16 protein-coding genes and 1 pseudogene are annotated in these 15,552 nt (G+C 59.5%); 10 read left to right on the forward strand and 7 right to left on the reverse strand.

The annotated features are described in order from the left end of the window. The first annotated feature begins 3 nt into the window (after positions 1–3). From ACODTY_RS15735 to ACODTY_RS15775, 9 genes and pseudogenes are all read left to right on the forward strand, one after another. Positions 4–510 (forward strand): urease accessory protein UreE, encoded by a 507-nt coding sequence (locus ACODTY_RS15735; RefSeq protein WP_488995150.1) that lies wholly within the window; start codon positions 4–6, stop codon positions 508–510. Beyond that, positions 485–1,231, forward strand: a complete 747-nt coding sequence (locus ACODTY_RS15740) for an urease accessory protein UreF (protein WP_488995151.1) — start codon at positions 485–487, stop codon at positions 1,229–1,231. The genes ACODTY_RS15735 and ACODTY_RS15740 overlap by 26 nt, the downstream gene beginning before the upstream one ends. A 20-nt stretch (positions 1,232–1,251) precedes the next feature. Next, positions 1,252–1,866 (forward strand): urease accessory protein UreG, encoded by a 615-nt coding sequence (gene ureG, locus ACODTY_RS15745; protein WP_488995152.1) that lies wholly within the window; start codon positions 1,252–1,254, stop codon positions 1,864–1,866. A 12-nt stretch (positions 1,867–1,878) separates the two neighbouring features. Then, positions 1,879–2,736 (forward strand): urease accessory protein UreD, encoded by an 858-nt coding sequence (locus tag ACODTY_RS15750; RefSeq protein ID WP_488995153.1) that lies wholly within the window; start codon positions 1,879–1,881, stop codon positions 2,734–2,736. A gap of 226 nt (positions 2,737–2,962) precedes the next feature. After that, complete coding sequence (locus tag ACODTY_RS15755) at positions 2,963–4,243, forward strand: ABC transporter substrate-binding protein (protein ID WP_488995154.1); 1,281 nt, start codon at positions 2,963–2,965, stop codon at positions 4,241–4,243. An 81-nt stretch (positions 4,244–4,324) separates the two neighbouring features. Next, positions 4,325–5,215 (forward strand): ABC transporter permease subunit, encoded by an 891-nt coding sequence (locus tag ACODTY_RS15760; RefSeq protein WP_488995155.1) that lies wholly within the window; start codon positions 4,325–4,327, stop codon positions 5,213–5,215. A 2-nt stretch (positions 5,216–5,217) separates the two neighbouring features. Next, a complete protein-coding gene (locus ACODTY_RS15765; protein ID WP_488995156.1) occupies positions 5,218–6,378 on the forward strand; it encodes a branched-chain amino acid ABC transporter permease in 1,161 nt (386 codons plus the stop codon). Beyond that, complete coding sequence (locus ACODTY_RS15770; RefSeq protein ID WP_488995157.1) at positions 6,375–7,127, forward strand: ABC transporter ATP-binding protein; 753 nt, start codon at positions 6,375–6,377, stop codon at positions 7,125–7,127. Before ACODTY_RS15765 ends, ACODTY_RS15770 begins: the two co-directional genes overlap by 4 nt. A 74-nt stretch (positions 7,128–7,201) precedes the next feature. Next, positions 7,202–7,843: pseudogene (locus tag ACODTY_RS15775) on the forward strand (ABC transporter ATP-binding protein); the annotation flags it as partial. Positions 7,844–7,888: 45 nt separating this feature from the next. On the opposite strand, the gene ACODTY_RS15780 reads toward ACODTY_RS15775, so the two are convergent. From ACODTY_RS15780 to ACODTY_RS15810, 7 genes are all read right to left on the reverse strand, one after another. Further along, a complete protein-coding gene (locus ACODTY_RS15780) occupies positions 7,889–8,644 on the reverse strand; it encodes a helix-turn-helix transcriptional regulator (RefSeq protein WP_488995158.1) in 756 nt (251 codons plus the stop codon). 248 nt (positions 8,645–8,892) lie between these two features. Continuing rightward, positions 8,893–9,285, reverse strand: a complete 393-nt coding sequence (gene mnhG / locus ACODTY_RS15785) for a monovalent cation/H(+) antiporter subunit G (RefSeq protein WP_488995159.1) — start codon at positions 9,283–9,285, stop codon at positions 8,893–8,895. Continuing rightward, positions 9,282–9,563 (reverse strand): K+/H+ antiporter subunit F, encoded by a 282-nt coding sequence (locus tag ACODTY_RS15790; protein WP_488995160.1) that lies wholly within the window; start codon positions 9,561–9,563, stop codon positions 9,282–9,284. Before ACODTY_RS15790 ends, mnhG begins: the two co-directional genes overlap by 4 nt. Continuing rightward, the gene (locus ACODTY_RS15795; protein WP_488995161.1) at positions 9,560–10,045 is read right to left on the reverse strand and encodes a Na+/H+ antiporter subunit E; all 486 of its coding nucleotides are present in this window, start codon (positions 10,043–10,045) and stop codon (positions 9,560–9,562) included. The genes ACODTY_RS15790 and ACODTY_RS15795 overlap by 4 nt, the downstream gene beginning before the upstream one ends. After that, positions 10,042–11,685 (reverse strand): monovalent cation/H+ antiporter subunit D, encoded by a 1,644-nt coding sequence (locus ACODTY_RS15800; RefSeq protein ID WP_488995162.1) that lies wholly within the window; start codon positions 11,683–11,685, stop codon positions 10,042–10,044. The genes ACODTY_RS15795 and ACODTY_RS15800 overlap by 4 nt, the downstream gene beginning before the upstream one ends. Next, the gene (locus tag ACODTY_RS15805) at positions 11,685–12,026 is read right to left on the reverse strand and encodes a Na+/H+ antiporter subunit C (RefSeq protein ID WP_056242787.1); all 342 of its coding nucleotides are present in this window, start codon (positions 12,024–12,026) and stop codon (positions 11,685–11,687) included. The genes ACODTY_RS15800 and ACODTY_RS15805 overlap by 1 nt, the downstream gene beginning before the upstream one ends. After that, positions 12,026–14,944 (reverse strand): monovalent cation/H+ antiporter subunit A, encoded by a 2,919-nt coding sequence (locus ACODTY_RS15810; RefSeq protein WP_488995170.1) that lies wholly within the window; start codon positions 14,942–14,944, stop codon positions 12,026–12,028. The genes ACODTY_RS15805 and ACODTY_RS15810 overlap by 1 nt, the downstream gene beginning before the upstream one ends. A gap of 93 nt (positions 14,945–15,037) precedes the next feature. On the opposite strand from ACODTY_RS15810, the gene ACODTY_RS15815 reads away from it, so the two are divergent. Further along, complete coding sequence (locus ACODTY_RS15815) at positions 15,038–15,274, forward strand: helix-turn-helix domain-containing protein (RefSeq protein WP_488995163.1); 237 nt, start codon at positions 15,038–15,040, stop codon at positions 15,272–15,274. Positions 15,275–15,552: the final 278 nt, after the last annotated feature.

Here is a 15,552-nt window from a genome sequence, read left to right on the forward strand (position 1 = left end):
GCCATGACCATCATTACCAGCGTGATCGGGCACGTATCGGAACTCAAGGCATCGAAGGAGATCGATCCGCTGGAATTAACCTCGGATGAACGTGCGTCGCCACACTTTGCGGCGACCACGCGCTCCGGGCGGGAAATCCGCATATCCTTGCCTCGCGGAACGGAGCTTCAGGACGGAGACGTGCTGGGCTTTGACGATGACACAGCCATCGTCGTCAAGGCGAAGGACGAAGACCTCCTGTTCATCAAGCCCGGGTCCGATGCCATTTCATGGTGGGCCGCTTGCTACCAGCTCGGCAATTTCCATCGGCCGGCGCGGTTTCGTGAAGATGGCGTGCTGACCCCGAATGACCCGCTTGCAGCGCAGATGCTGCAACGGCTGGGGATAGCGGTCGAGCGCATTCACGCACCGTTCGTCGGTCGCCGGTTTGGCGCTGCAGGCGCCCATCACCATCACAGCCATCATCATGAAGCGGACGGCCATCATGCGGACCGCCACCATAACCACTAAGGACGCGGTGCAAACCGAAGGCTCGAACAGTAACGGCGGCGATCGGCTACTGGCACTTTTGCAAGTGACGAACGCCGCCTTTCCTACAGGAGCTTTTACGCATTCCTACGGCTTCGAAACCTGGTTGCATGACGGCACCATTTTGAAGGCCGCAGATGCGGAGCAGCGCTGCACCGACTGGCTCCGTTTCAATCTGGCAACTGGCGATGCTGCAGCTGTGGCGCTCGCCTATCGTTGTTGCGTCTTCGACAAGATGGAAGGCATCGAGGCAATCGACCGCCAGGTGGGCGCGATCAAACTCAGCCGGGAAACGCGCGCCGCGTCGGTCATGACCGGTGCTGCCCTGGTTGCATCCGGTAAGGATATTTTCGATCTGCCGCAGATCAGCCAGCTTGCCGAAAAAATCGCGGCAGGCGAGTGCGAGGGGCATCACGCCATCGTCTACGGTGCACTGGCATGCGGGCTGGGCTTCAGCGAGAAGGAAGCGGTGACAAGCTTCCTTTGGGCGAGCTTTTCCAGCCTGGTCGGTGTTGTCCAGCGACTGGTGCCGCTTGGGCAGACCGAGGCGCAGCGCATGGTCGCGAACGCGGCCGCGCTGGTCGAGCATTGTTCGGAAATCGCCCGCACCCGTGAGCTGCGCCATCTCTCGTCATCATTCGTCACTCTCGACATCGCGTCGATGCGCCATGAACGGCTGCAAACCCGGTTATGCATCTCGTAGAAGTGTGAAAGGATCAGCCTATGCGCAAACCTGTCCGTCTTGGCATTGCCGGCCCCGTCGGTTCTGGCAAGACCACGCTTCTCATCCAGCTCTGTCGAGAGATGGGCAAGCGCTATTCGATGGCGGTCATCACCAACGACATATTCACCCAGGAAGATGCGGAGATTGTCGCGCGCAGCGGGGCGATCGACCTGGAACGCATCGTAGGCGTGGAAACGGGTGGCTGTCCCCACACTGCCATTCGCGAAGACGTCTCAATGAATCTGGTGGCGGTCAACAATCTGGTCAAACGCTTTCCTGATCTTGACCTGATCCTGATCGAAAGCGGTGGCGACAATCTCGCCGCGACGTTCAGCCCCGAGCTTGCAGACAGCCACATATATGTGATTGACGTCGGTGAGGGCGAAAAGATCCCGCGCAAGGGTGGACCTGGAATAACCCGCTCGCCGCTGCTGCTGATCAACAAGATGGATATCGCGCCTTACGTCGGTGCGGATCTGTCGGTCATGGACCGGGATGCCCGTAAGATGCGCGGCAGCAAACCGTACATCTTCACCAACATGAAGTCAGGCGCCGGGCTTGAAGCCGTCATTACCTGGGTCGAGCACAGCGTGCTCATGTCTGAAGTCGCTTGAGGTCTTATCATCATGCAAATCGTTTATCCCGACAGCAACTGGGCCATTGGCAAGCATGCCTTGATGAACTTGCATGTCATCAAGCGTAACGGCCGGACTGAAATCGACCCGAAGAGCTGGCGCATACCTTACCAATGGCAAGGCTGCCACTATCAGGACAACGACGACCAGCCGTTTCTGCTCACCATAAACAGCGGTGGCGGCTTCGTTGAAGGCGACTCGGCCCAGCTCTACGCAACGATGGAAGAATCCACGCGCGCGCTCATCACGACGACTGCCGCGAGCAAGTTCTACAAGTGCCCGCAAGGAGAGACATCCCGCGAGGAAATCCGCATCGGCGTTAGCAAGGATGCGTTGCTGGAATACGTACCGGACGAAGCCATTCTGTTTGCGGATTCGAAAGTGGAAAGGCGCACACGTATCGACCTCGACTCCACATCGCATCTTTTTGCCACGGACATGATCGCGGCTGGCCGCGTCCACTACGGTTCAGGCGAGGCATTCAAATTCCAGGCGCTTGAATCCGAGTTCGAAGTTCGTGTCGATGGCGAGGTAATTCTGCTCGATCGCTTGATTGCGCAGGATGTCGAGGAGGTGGATGCCCTGCGCCGCCTGTGGGGAGGCTCTTCCCAGATGGCGACCGTCATCGCTGTAAGCGCCAATCTGCCCCGAGGCATCGAAAGCAAGATCGAAGAAGAAATCTCCAATTGCGAGGTTTCTTCCGCAGGTGCGACCCGCATCGGCAATGCCGTCATTTGCCGCATTCTTGCAGCGGAGGCATGGGCTTGCCATGAAGCCGTCTACAAGTGCTGGAGCCTGGTGCGTCCGCACTTGGCTGGCAAGGCGGCGCGCCCTATCCGCAAGTGCTGAGCAGGCGCCGATAGTTTAGTTGAGACCGTGAACTACCGAGTGCGGGGGTATCGCCATATCGCCCGGATATGGCACGGATTTGCATGTCCTGATCGATGAGTGCCGGCCATCAAAAACCCTCCCACTTAGGGTAATGGCAGGCTCGAAATCACAGCCGTACACTCTCTGTAGGTCGACATACAAACTCTCATGTTTTGGTCATGGCCTGCCACCAGAGGGATAAACAATGAAACTGGTTTCCACCCATCTCAAAAAATCCATAGCATTACTTGCCTGCATCGCAGGCGTTCAGTCCTTTTGGGCCGCTACTCCAGCCGCGGCCCAGGATGAAATCGTGCTTTGCACGGTAGACGATCTTTCGGGCGACTTCTCCATCATGTCCACGCCCAAGACCTACGGTTATCGTCTCGCAGTGCAGGAAATCAACGATGCGGGCGGCATTGAAGTCGATGGCGCCAAGAAGAAGATCAGGCTCGTCTCCTATGACGGTCAGTCGGACGTGAAGCGCTACCAGGAATTGTCGCAGCGCTGCATCTTCGAAGACGAGGCCAATGTCGTGATGGCCGGCTATACCGGCGCGGAACGTGAGGCTGCCCGCAAGGAAGTCGTCCGCAACAAGGTCATCTACTGGCACAACAACCAGGGCGAAGGCGGCATTGCCGACAAGTACTCGTTCTTCTCAGGCCCTACGCCTGAACAGCAGGTCCTGCCTGCTCTCAAATACATGATCGAGAAAATGGGCCCGCGGATGACGTTCATCGGCGCGGACTACAATTTCTGCCGGGCGATCGGACAGTGGGTTCGCGTTGCGGCCGGGCTTTATGGCGGCAAGATCGAAATGGAAGAATATTTTCCGTTCGGCGTGTCGCAATGGCAATCCACCATCGACAAGATCAAGGGCATCAAGCCTGACTTCCAGGTCCACTGCCTCGTCGGCGCCGAGCAGGTGCAGTTCTATCCCCAGGCCCGCGCTGCCGGTCTGGTAACCCCGATGTGGTCGAACGTGACGATTTCGGACGGTTACGAACACAAGCGCTTCGCCCCGCCGTCGCTTGCCAACATGTATGTTCCCCCAGGCTATATCGAGGACGTTCCTGGTGAGGCCAGCAAGGCGTTTGCAGGCAAGATCCGCGCAATGTTCCCGGATACTGTCTATGTGAACGAACATGCTGCATTCGGCTACGTCGCGGTCAAGGCTATGGCCGAAGCCTGGAAGAAGGCGGGCACGACGGATACGGATGCCGTTATCAAGGCGCTGGAGGAAGATGTATCAATTCCTGATGCGCCCGGCGGCCCGTGGACGCTGCGCGGTTCGCAGCATCACGCCGCAATGCCGACCTACCTGTTCAAGGTCAACGACAACCACGAACTTGAACTCGTAACCGAACTTGGCGTGAGCGAGCCTACCTTCCTTACCGATGTGGGCGTCGACATGCGCAAGGAAGCCCCCGGTCGTCAGTTCCTGCCGCCGGACAACCCCAAGTGGGCTGACTTCTTCAAGAACTGACATTGATGTTCATGCGTGCCGGCGACTTGCGCGTCGGCACGCCTTCTATAGCTTGCCGGGCAGTGCGGTGCGGAGGTCTTCGTGGATATCCTTGGCCAGATTATCAGCTACATATACCAGTATTTTGACAACTTGGGCTTTCTGCTCCTTTCCGGCGTTGGCTTGATCATCATCTATGGCATGATGGGCGTCATCAACATGGCGCATGGCGAACTCATGATGATCGGCGCCTATGTCGCCGTTACAGCCTTCCATGCCGGCGTTCCCGCGCCAATCGCCGTAATGCTCGGCGGGTTGGGGGCAGGTGTGGCCGGTATCATCATCGAGCGGCTCGTCATTCGCCACTTCTACAATCAATTGCTGTCGTCGCTGGTCGTCACGTGGGGCGTCAGCATCATCATCAGCCAGGGCACGCTTCTGCTGCTGGGGCCTTCCATCATGAACATGCCCACGCCGCTTGGCAGCTTCAGCGTCGGCCCGTTCGCCTTCGGCGTCTACCGCGTCGTCATGTTCATCGTCGCGCTCGGCCTGATTGTCGGGGTCTGGTCGATCTTTCGCTGGACTAGGCTCGGCGCACAGGCGCAGGCGACGATGGAAAACCCCGCCATGGCAGATGCGCTCGGCATCGAAACACGGCGCGTGTACACATTGACCTTCGGTCTTGGTTCAGCGCTTGGCGGTGTCGCAGGGGCGATGTTTGCGATGACCGCAACCATCTCTCCCTTCTTCGGGCAGAACTATACGCCAATGGCCTTCATCACCGTCGTGATAGGCGGCGGGGCAAGCCCTATACTTGGCCTTGCCTATGCCGGCGTCTACCTGTCCGCCGTCCAGACATTCGCGTCCAACATATTCAACGAATATATCGGATACGTCTCGGTGATGGCCGCCGCGCTCATCGCGCTCCTCGTCATGCCATCCGGCATTTCCGATTTCATTGAACGACGCCGTACCCGCGCGACGCAGAGGTAACCATGCAACAAACCCAATCGAATGGATTTGTGCGCTTTCTGCGCTCATTCAACGGCCAGCAAACACTCGGCAACAGCCGCTTCTTCTGGTGCGCCTGGCTTGTCGTGGTCGTGTTGCTCGTGCTGCTGCCGTTCTTCGGATCGCGCTATCAGATCATCACCGCCAGCAACTTCCTCATCTCCTCGATCCTGGCGCTCAGCCTGTGCCTGATCTGGGGGTACTGCGGCATACTGAGCCTCGGGCAGGCGGCGTTCTACTGCATAGGCGGCTACGCCTACGGCATCGTGGCGATGAACCTCATCGAAGCCCACGGCAATACAGACCTGGCCATCCTTGCCGGCATGGTTGCGCCGGCGATATTCGCCGCGCTGCTCGGCTTTCTGATGTTCTACAGCCGCCTGAAGGGCGTGTATGTCGCCATATTGATGCTGGTGACTTCGCTGCTTCTGGGGCTGTTCATGCGACAGACTGCAGACCCGAGTTATGTCATCGGATCAGCTTACCTTGGCGGCATGAATGGACTGAGCCCGGCCAAAGCCTCCGACCCGTCGCTGCCGAACATTATCCTTGGTCTCGGCGAAAGCGTCATGGAGTTCGACGGGCGCGGGCGCGAGTTCTACTGGCTCGTCCTGGCAGTCGGCATCCTGGTCTATCTTGGCCTGCGGTGGATCGTGAATTCGAGCTTCGGCTACGTGCTCGTCGCCGTGCGGGAAGATCCGGAACGGGCCGAGACTTTTGGCTACGACGTGCGTCTTGTCCAGCTTGGCGTGTTCTGCCTTTCCGCGGCGATAGCCGGTCTTGCCGGCACGCTCTATACGGCGTGGGGCACCTACATTCACCCGGATGGCTTCAGCGTTGCCGCAAACATCCTCGTCGTCATCTGGGTGGCGGTTGGCGGGCGCAAGGATTTGACATCGGTAATCGTGAGTACGGTTGCACTCAACTGGATTTCGATCGAGCTTTCAACGCTTGGTGAAATTTCCATGCTCGTCCTCGGCTGCATCCTCGTGGTGGCAATGATGGCCGCGCCGGAGGGCGTGGTGAGCGGCCTTGGTCAGGCCATCGGACGCCTGATCCGCAAGCCGGTTGCAGCGACGACCAAGATCAACTCACAGCCGCCTGCTCATAGTTTTAGCCTTCCCAAGGTGGAGCGGACACCATGAACGCCCAGTCGAAAATCGAAATGAGCGAACCCGCCGGGCCGTCCATTCTTGAAGTGCGCGATGTTCACAAGGTCTTTGGTGGCGTGCGCGCCCTGAACGGGTTGTCGCTATCGATCACGGAAGGCGAGATACACTGCATCCTGGGGCCTAACGGCGCGGGAAAGAGCACGTTCTTCAAAATGCTCATGGGGACGGATACGCCGACGTCGGGCCAGATTCTCTACAAGGGACGCGACATAACCCGCGTCCCGGCTTTTGGACGCGCGCGCCTTGGACTGTCGGTCAAGTTCCAGAACATCCGGGTCTTTGCCGATCTGACGGTTTTCCAGAACCTGTTCATTCCTCTGCGGCGTCACTACAGCGCACGCCAGATACCCGAGCGGGTCGAGGCGCTTCTGGCCCAGATCAGCCTTGCCGGGACCGAACACCGTTTGGCGAAGGAACTGTCGCACGGCCAGCAGCAGTGGCTTGCCATTGCCATGTCGATGGCCTTTGACCCGGAGATCCTGCTTCTTGACGAACCGACCGCCGGCCTCTCGGTGGAAGAGACGGAAAAGACCGCCGCGATCATTCGACAGCTCAACGCCCAGAAAGTCACCACGATCGTGATTGAGCACGACATGGGCTTTATCCGGGATCTTTGTGCCCGCACCAGCGTGCTGCACTACGGCAAGCTTTTTGCGCAGGGAAGCTTTGATGAAATCGCGGCCGATGCCGACGTGCGGCGCATTTACCTCGGTACTTTGTGAGTGAGGAAGGTCTTATGACACAGCTTCAGGTTTCCTCACTCAAGTCGGGGTACGGGTCCGTCCAGATCGTGAATGATGTCTCGTTCGACATCAAGCAGGGCGAAATCGTCGCGGTCATTGGGCGCAATGGCGTCGGCAAGACCACGCTGATCAAGACGATCATCGGCGCGTTGCCCACCATCTCCGGTTCCATCTCCTACAAGGGTCGCGATATCACGAAGCTCGGCGCGGCAGCCCGCGCCAGGCTCGGCATAGGCTATGTCCCGCAGGGCCGCGGCATCTTTACCCGCATGACCGTGGCGGCGAACTTGGGTCTCGGCTCCGGCGTTGGAAATGCTGCGGTACCGGATTTGAAACGGGCGTTTTCATTCTTCCCCATTCTGGAGAAGCGGTTGTCCCAGCTTGCAGGCTCGATGAGCGGCGGCGAACAGCAGCAGCTTGCAATTGGCCGCATACTGGCCGGCAAGCCGGAGATCATCCTGTTCGATGAACCTTCCGAGGGCATCCAGCCAAACATCGTCCAGGAGATCGGCACGATCATTCGACGCCTCAGGGACGAGCAAGGCCTGACCATCATGATTGTCGAGCAGAACCTCCAATTGATCCGCTCCGTCGCCGACTATTGCCTTGTGATGGACAAGGGCCAGCTTATCGACCGGATCCAGCCGGACGACCTCGAAGACCCTGAGGTCGCACAACGCTACCTCGCCATCTAACCGGCGAAACGAACGGAAACGATTGCCTGAAGTGAGCGGCCGATATCAGATCAGGCCGAGACGGATAGCCATGGCCACGGCTTGAGAGCGGTTCGTCGCCTCAAGCTTTGCGATGGCGTTCTTGATGTGGAGCCTGACCGTCTCGATTGACCTGTCGAGGATGATCGATGTTTCTTCGGACGTTTTTCCTGCCGCCGCCCAGCGCAGACATTCAATCTCGCGAGGCGTGAGGTTGTTCCAGCGCACGATCTCGATCTGGCTTTCGAATTTCAGATCGAAGATGGCCTTCGTGAATACGTGCATGAGGCTGAAAAGCGGCTCGCGCACTTCGTCGAGCATGGAATTCCACTGGACGTTTTGACGGTCCACGATGGCGCTCATGACAGCGAAACGCCCGAAGGGAAGGTGGGCCGGAACAGTTACACCGCGCGACAGGCCGAAGTCGTTCAGGTATGAGCAGGCTTCCTTTTGGACCGTGACGAGGTTTTCGCTGGTCTGGACCCGCATCCAGTCAATTGGAAGGGTCCCTTCAAAACATGCCCGGTAGTAAGGGTCCACCTTCATGAACTTGTTCCAACCGTCTTCCCAACCCTTCGGGAAGTTGCGAACGTTCAATTTGAGTGGCAACCAGTCGCCATTGGGAAGCCGGGGCGGCACCGGCTGGTAAGCATACAGCACTTGCGTAAAGCCGAACTCGGCCACGACTTCCATCAGCACATCAAGTGCTTCACCAAAGTCGCTCGATGCTTCAAGACGGCGTTTCACATCAACCGTAGAACGGCCGAGAGTAGAATGGATCATGCGTGGCAAGGCCCATGTATACACCAGTTCTAGTTGTGAATGCTATGCTCTTCGAAGACTATCAATTTCTCTTTTCTAATGAAAGCAATAATTTCCAATTATTTCGTTGGCTTGATTGTATGATGTTTTGAGAAATACATCATATCCGCATACTGACCAGGCCTGAGACGACTGTCACGAGACAGCAAGGGCCGGCAGCGGAAAAGGGGCGTCCGGCCACTACCGTACGCTTAATGACGTCGTCGAACTCAGGCCTTGCCGTGCGGTGGCGGCGCTTCCTGCGAGGCGTCACGTGTAGGCTCGAAGGAAGGTACGTCGTCCTTTCCTTCGATGCGATCGCGGTAGAGGACTGCGCGTACCAGAAGCATCAGCGAAACCGGTGTCGTGATCATTATGAAGATCGCGATCAGCACCTCGTGCATGACCGGGCGGGACTGAAGTGCCGAAAAGCAGATCATCGAGGCAAGCAGGATGCCGCCGGCGCCCCATGTCGTACCGAGCGTCGGCGCGTGGACGCGCTGGTAAAAGCTTTCGAACCTCACAAGGCCGATCGCGCCCAAGAGGGTGAGGCCAGAGCCGAGAATGAGAAAGAAGCCCACAATCAGGGCAACCCAGACCGGAAGGTCGGCAAAGGGGTTCATTCGATCACCTCGCCGCGCATGAGGAATTTTGCCAGCGCCACGGTGGATACGAAGCCGAGAAGCGAGATCACAAGCGCCGCCTCAAAGTAGATCGTGGAGCCGGTGCGGATGCCTATGGTCAGCACCAAAAGCATCGCAGCGACGTAAAGGGCGTCGAAACCGAGGACGCGATCTTGGGCGCGCGGCCCGCGAGCCAAGCGCAGCAGCGCGCAGGCCATAGCACTTACCAGAAATATCTGTGCGATGGTGACGGCCCAGACAATGATAACGCCACTCATTCGAAAATCTCCAACAACGGAGCCTCATAGCGCTGCTTGATCAGATCGACCCATGTTTGCTTGTCAACCAGATCAAGGACATGGATGCGCAAACGTCCGCTGCCTGCATGGTACTCAACCCATGCCGTTCCCGGCGTGCTGGTAATGATGCAGGCCAGAACCGCAAGGCCGGTCGGGTCGCGTAGTTCAAGCGGGATCATCACGAAGCCGGACTTGAACTGTCTTCGCCTGCCTTGCAGGATGATGCTTGCGACCTCGATGTTGGAACGCAGCACGTCGGCGAGCACAAGCAAAACCAGCTTCGGGATCAGGCCCCAGCGCCGTAGTTGCGGTTTGTCGGGCTGGAGCGCAACCATAGCGCGCGATGCCAATAGCGCAACGATACTGCCCAGAACGAGATGGCCGGCGGACAAGCCATTGAGCAGAAGCCACATCACCAGAAGGGATGTCGTGAGCAAAGGGTAGGGCAGCAAACGGCTCATTGTTGCGCCCCCGATCCGGGACTGGGTACGCGGGGAGCCGCCAGCACATCGCGTATATAATGGGCCGGTGAATGCAGGGATTGCGCGGTAGCATCCATATAGCGCATCGCCGGACCGCCTTGCACGGTCAGCGCAAGGCACAGCATCAGCAAGAATGCCACCGGAGCGATTTCGATGAGCCGCACGCGCGGCACGGTTTCATCTATCGGAGCCCAGAAGGTGCGGATGCCTGTGCGTGTCATGGCGATCAGCGCGGATAGGCCAGCGAGAATAATCACCGTCACCAACGCCCATGCCGTGCCGGCAACGCTGCCGCCTTGGCCTGGCCCCTCCGGATTGAACAGCGCGCTCAGGATGGCGAATTTCCCGATGAAGCCCGAAAGCGGCGGCAGACCGGCCAGCAGTAGTGCGCAGCCTGCAAAGCAACTGCCCAGAACGGCGAGGGTGGCGGGAATGGTGACGCCGACCTCCTCCTGGACGTCGTCTTCGTCCATGTCGTCGCCGTAGGCTTCCATCGTAACCGCAAGCACGTTGGCCGCTGGATTCTGAGCCCGCTCGATCAATTCGATCAAGAGAAAGAATGCGCTGATCGCAAGCGTTGAGCTGACCATGTAGTAGAGCGCGCCCGAGGTGACGGTAACGCTTTCAGTTCCGATTGCCGCCAAGAGGGTGCCTGACGAAACCAGCAGATAGAAGCCGGCGAGCCGGCCCATGGCCTGCGAGGCCAGCACGCCGATTGCACCGAAAACGATGGTCGCCATGCCGCCGAACAGCAGCCACGAGCCGCCGAAGCCTGAAGATGCCCCGGCATCCGCTCCGAACAGCAGCAGCGACAACCTCAATATGACGTAGATGCCGACCTTGCTGAGGATGGCGAAGATTGCGGCAACCGGCGCGGCCGCTGCCATATAGGCATTGGGCAGCCAGAAGCCGAGCGGCCACATGCCGGCCTTGATAAGAAAGGCGACGCCGAGGACGGCGGCGCCTGCCTGCAAAAGCATCCTGTCGTTTTCAGCCACTTCCGGGATTCGGACGGCGAGATCGGCCATGTTCAGCGTTCCCGTGACGCCGTAAATCAGGCTCACCCCGATCAGGAAGAGAGACGCGCCAGCCAGGTTGATGACGATGTAATGCAAGCCTGCCTTCACCCGAAGCGCGCCGGAACCGTAGAGGACAAGTCCGTAGGATGCCGCCAGCAGCACCTCGAAGAATACGAACAGGTTGAACAGGTCGCCGGTCAGGAATGCACCGTTGAGGCCCATCAGCAAAAGCTGGAACAGCGTGTGGAAATGCGGCCCGCTGCGGTGCCAGCGCGCCAGCGAGAAGACAAGTGCTGCCGAGGCGAGAACGGAGGTGAGCATCAGCATCAGAGCCGAAAGCCGGTCGAGAACCAGCACGATGCCGAACGGTGCGGCCCAGTTGCCGAGCAGGTAGACGCCGGTGGTTGCAGCATTGGCATCCGCCGGTGGAGCGTCTGCAAGATGGAGCAGCACCAGTGCAACGACCGTCAGCGCCAACGTCGAGGCGACGTTGATCATTGCCTTAAGCACGTGGCGGCGTTCGTCGAACAGGAGCAGAATTGCGCCGGTAACCAGCGGCAGCACGATCGGCACGATCAGGATCTGGTCGAGCCAACCCATCAGTTCGGCTCCCTGCCATCGACGTGGTCGCTGCCGGTCAGCCCGCGCGAAACGAGCAGCACCACGAGGAACAGGGCCGTCGTTGCAAAGCCGATAACGATGGCGGTCAGCACAAGGGCCTGCGGGATGGGGTCGGCGTAATCGGCAGGATTGACGGTCCCGCCCGATCCGAGCACCGGTGCTGCGCCGACACGCAGCCTGCCCATCGAGAATATGAACAGGTTGACGCCATAGGATATGAGCGAAAGGCCGATGATGACCTGGAAGGTGCGCGGCCTAAGCAGCAGCCAGACGCCTGAGCCGATGAGAACGCCGATGGCAAGGGCAAGCGTAAGTTCCATCACGCGCTCTCCGACGCAGCTTCGGCGGCGACGCGCGAGGCACGAAGTCGGCGGATCGACTGGTGGGCAAGCGCGATGAGCATCAGCACGGTTGCGCCGACGACCAGCGAGAAAACGCCTAGATCAAACAGGGCAGCCGTTGCTGCCGGCACTGCTCCGATAAAGGGCAGGTCCAGATATTGGGAATGCGATGTCAGGAACGGATAGCCGAAAACCCATGAGCCCATGCCGACCAGGGCTGCAAACAGAAGGCCGAAGCCGATCCAGTTGACCGGCAGAACACGCAGCCTGTCTTCGACCCAGACCGTTCCCGCCGCCATATATTGCAGGATGAATGCTGCCGCCATCGCCACGCCGGCTGCAAAGCCGCCGCCCGGAAGGTCGTGCCCGCGCAGGAAAAGATAGGCCGCCAGAACGATGATCACCGGGAACAGCCATTGCATGATGACGGATGGCACCAGAAGGTAGTCGCTGACCGTGTCGCCCGCTTCGCGGTCCGGCCGGGCTTCGTCGAAATCTTTCTGGATGCGCTGTTGTTCCGGCCGCTCGACGCTGTCAGGGGCAGGGCGGAAACGCCGGAGCAAGGCAAACACCGTCAGGGCCACCACGCCCAGCACGGTGATCTCGCCGAAGGTATCGAAGCCACGGAAGTCTACCAGGATGACGTTGACGACATTCTTGCCGCCGCCTTCGCTGTAGGCATTTTGCAGGAAGTAGTCGGCGATCGTTGCGGGCGGCGCGCGTGTCATCACGGCATAGGAAATCAGCGTGACGCCCAGACCCACGGCAATGGCGGTGACGAGATCGCGGACGCGACGCAAGCGCGCGCCGATGGTGACCGCATCGGCCAACTTGTCCTCGAAGCGTTTCGGCAGCCAGCGCAGGCCGAGCAAAAGGAGGACGGTCGTCACGATCTCGACCAGCAACTGGGTAAGTGCGAGGTCGGGGGCCGATAGCCAGAGGAAGGTGAGGCAGGTGACAAGGCCCGCTCCGCCCAGAAGGATTGTCGCGGCCAACCGGTGAAACTTGGCCTGATAGGCCGCGCCGAGTGCGCAGGCGATGCCGATTGCCCAGATCGCGGCGAAGATCGGATCGATATTGGTCCAGCTAGGTGGACCGGGATCGAAGCCGAGCGAATAAAGCGGCCAAAGCGCGGCGATGAAAGCCACGATGACCAGCAGGCGAAGCTGTGGCTGAAGCCGGCGGGTGCCAAGCTGGCTTTCGATGAAGCGCGCCCATCTCCAAGAGACGGTGACCATCGTGCGCTCAAAGATGCGTTGGCCTTTCAGCTTGCGGAAGATCGGCGGACCTTCCTCGCAACGGGCCAGATAGCCTTTCAGCAGCAGATAAAGAATAGCGCCCGCGACCAGAGCAACGACGCTCATGATCAGCGGCAGCGTGAAGCCGTGCCAGACGGAAAGGCTGTATTGCGGCGTTGCCGGGCCCAGCACCGAGGTAACCGCGGTGTGGAGGAACGGTCCGATGGTGATGCCCGGGACGATGCCGACTATCAGGCAGGCCAGCACCAGCAACTGCATCGGAAAGCGCATTAGGAACGGCGCTTCGTGCGGCGTGTGCGGCAGGTCTTCCGGCGGTGGGCCAAAGAAGACGCCGTGAATGAAGCGGATCGAATAGGCAACCGCAAACGCGCTGCCGAGAACCGCAGCATAGGGCGCGGCCGTATCGAGGATCGATATCTGATGCGTTTCGACCGCCTCGGCGAAGAACATCTCTTTTGAAAGGAAACCGTTGAGCAGCGGGACGCCGGCCATTGCGGCGCTTGCCACCATGGCAAGGGTGGCGGTGATCGGCATGAACCGGAACAGGCCGCTCAAGCGCCTGATGTCGCGCGTGCCGGTTTCATGGTCGATGATACCGGCAGCCATGAAGAGCGATGCCTTGAAGGTGGCATGGTTCATCATATGGAAGATCGCGGCGACCGCACCAAGCGGGCTGCCGAGGCTGAGCAGCATGGTGATCAGGCCGAGATGGCTGATGGTCGAATAGGCAAGCAGTCCTTTTATGTCTTGCTGGAAGATCGCGAAGTAGGCGCCGAGGACAAAGGACATCATGCCGGCAAGGCCGACGATCCAGAACCATTCCTGGCTTCCGGCCAGCACCGGCCAGAGCCTTGCCATCAGGAACACGCCGGCCTTCACCATGGTGGCCGAGTGCAGGTAGGCCGACACCGGCGTCGGTGCGGTCATGGCGTTTGGTAGCCAGAAATGGAATGGAAACTGCGCGCTTTTGGTCAGCGCGCCGAGCAGGATAAGGACCAGTGCCGGCACATAAAGTTCGTGCGAGCGGATCAGGTCGCCTGAAGCCAGCACGCGCTCGAGATCGTAGCTGCCGACGATATGGCCGATCAAAAGCACGCCGGCCAGAAGGGCGAGACCGCCAATGCCGGTAATGGTCAAGGCCATGCGCGCACCGTCGCGTGCACTGGCATTGTGGTGCCAGTAGCCGATCAGCAGGAAGGAAAAGATGCTGGTCAGTTCCCAGAAGATGACGAGCAGGATGAGATTGCCCGAGATCACGATCCCCAGCATGGCCCCCATGAAGGCCAGTAGGAACGAGAAGAACCTCGGAACCGGATCCTCGGGCGACATGTAGTAGCGTGCGTAGAGAACGACGAGGAAGCCGATGGCGCTGATCAGCATTGCAAACAGCCAGGCAAAGCCGTCCATGCGCAGTGTGAAATCGAGGCCGAGCGTGGGGATCCATTCGAGGTCGGCGCGGATCGCTCCGCCCGCGGCAATCGCTGGATATGCCGCCGAGGCCAGAAGCAATTCACCAAGCGCGACCGTCCCGGCCAACCAAACTTCAGCGTTGCGTGCGTTGGAAGGCAAGAACGCAGCAATGATGCTGCCGACGAACGGCATGACAATCATCAATAATAGCGATGTGTCACCCATCATTCCGTGCAGTTGCTCATATAGGAAATCAGCACCCATTGCCTGATTTCACCCATTATGGTTGACTTGGGTGCAATTCTGCAAGGCACTAATTTGATGAATCTACTTCCAGAGCAATGCCGGGCGGCTCGTGGCCTGCTCAACTGGACGCAGGAACACCTAGCGAGCCTTGCCGGCGTGTCGCGAAGCACGATCAAGGATTTCGAGTGCCACCGCCATGCGCTGCACCGCGCCTCGGAGGATTTGCTCGTCAAGGCGCTTGAAGAGGCGGGCGTGCAACTTCTGTCTTCAGAAAGCGAAGGGCCGGGCGTGCGCCTCAGGCATCACAAGTGATGTCCGGATTCTGATGGTGCCGGACGCCGCCGCTTTTGTCTTGCGAGCCGTGCGGCGCTGAAATTCGCTTTGGTCTGGAAATGGGTAGTCGACGCCGCTGGGGGCCACGGCGCCGGCTGGGTAGCCTGTTCCCAGGCTGAGGTCTCTGCCCTTTCTTTACGACCGTGGTTTTTCTTTCTTCGGGTCGTAGTGGGCGAAGGTTACGACTGTTGCGGGGAGGCGTTTCTGGTGGCCGTCGAGCTTGCCGATCTCGACCTGTGTGCCGGGTGCGGCATGGG

The sequence above is a fragment of the Mesorhizobium sp. FG116 genome (genome assembly GCF_057809835.1).

What these genes read in the sequence shown, in the direction of transcription:
- ACODTY_RS15780 (WP_488995158.1), bottom strand. Translation starts at nt 8,644, where the DNA reads ATGATCCATTCTACTCTCGGCCGTTCTACGGTTGATGTGAAACGCCGT.
- mnhG (WP_488995159.1), bottom strand. Translation starts at nt 9,285, where the DNA reads ATGAACCCCTTTGCCGACCTTCCGGTCTGGGTTGCCCTGATTGTGGGC.
- ACODTY_RS15740 (WP_488995151.1), top strand. Translation starts at nt 485, where the DNA reads ATGCGGACCGCCACCATAACCACTAAGGACGCGGTGCAAACCGAAGGC.
- ureG (WP_488995152.1), top strand. Translation starts at nt 1,252, where the DNA reads ATGCGCAAACCTGTCCGTCTTGGCATTGCCGGCCCCGTCGGTTCTGGC.
- ACODTY_RS15815 (WP_488995163.1), top strand. Translation starts at nt 15,038, where the DNA reads ATGAATCTACTTCCAGAGCAATGCCGGGCGGCTCGTGGCCTGCTCAAC.
- ACODTY_RS15800 (WP_488995162.1), bottom strand. Translation starts at nt 11,685, where the DNA reads ATGGGTTGGCTCGACCAGATCCTGATCGTGCCGATCGTGCTGCCGCTG.
- ACODTY_RS15750 (WP_488995153.1), top strand. Translation starts at nt 1,879, where the DNA reads ATGCAAATCGTTTATCCCGACAGCAACTGGGCCATTGGCAAGCATGCC.
- ACODTY_RS15735 (WP_488995150.1), top strand. Translation starts at nt 4, where the DNA reads ATGACCATCATTACCAGCGTGATCGGGCACGTATCGGAACTCAAGGCA.
- ACODTY_RS15765 (WP_488995156.1), top strand. Translation starts at nt 5,218, where the DNA reads ATGCAACAAACCCAATCGAATGGATTTGTGCGCTTTCTGCGCTCATTC.
- ACODTY_RS15755 (WP_488995154.1), top strand. Translation starts at nt 2,963, where the DNA reads ATGAAACTGGTTTCCACCCATCTCAAAAAATCCATAGCATTACTTGCC.
- ACODTY_RS15770 (WP_488995157.1), top strand. Translation starts at nt 6,375, where the DNA reads ATGAACGCCCAGTCGAAAATCGAAATGAGCGAACCCGCCGGGCCGTCC.
- ACODTY_RS15810 (WP_488995170.1), bottom strand. Translation starts at nt 14,944, where the DNA reads ATGATGGGTGACACATCGCTATTATTGATGATTGTCATGCCGTTCGTC.
- ACODTY_RS15790 (WP_488995160.1), bottom strand. Translation starts at nt 9,563, where the DNA reads ATGAGTGGCGTTATCATTGTCTGGGCCGTCACCATCGCACAGATATTT.
- ACODTY_RS15805 (WP_056242787.1), bottom strand. Translation starts at nt 12,026, where the DNA reads ATGGAACTTACGCTTGCCCTTGCCATCGGCGTTCTCATCGGCTCAGGC.
- ACODTY_RS15795 (WP_488995161.1), bottom strand. Translation starts at nt 10,045, where the DNA reads ATGAGCCGTTTGCTGCCCTACCCTTTGCTCACGACATCCCTTCTGGTG.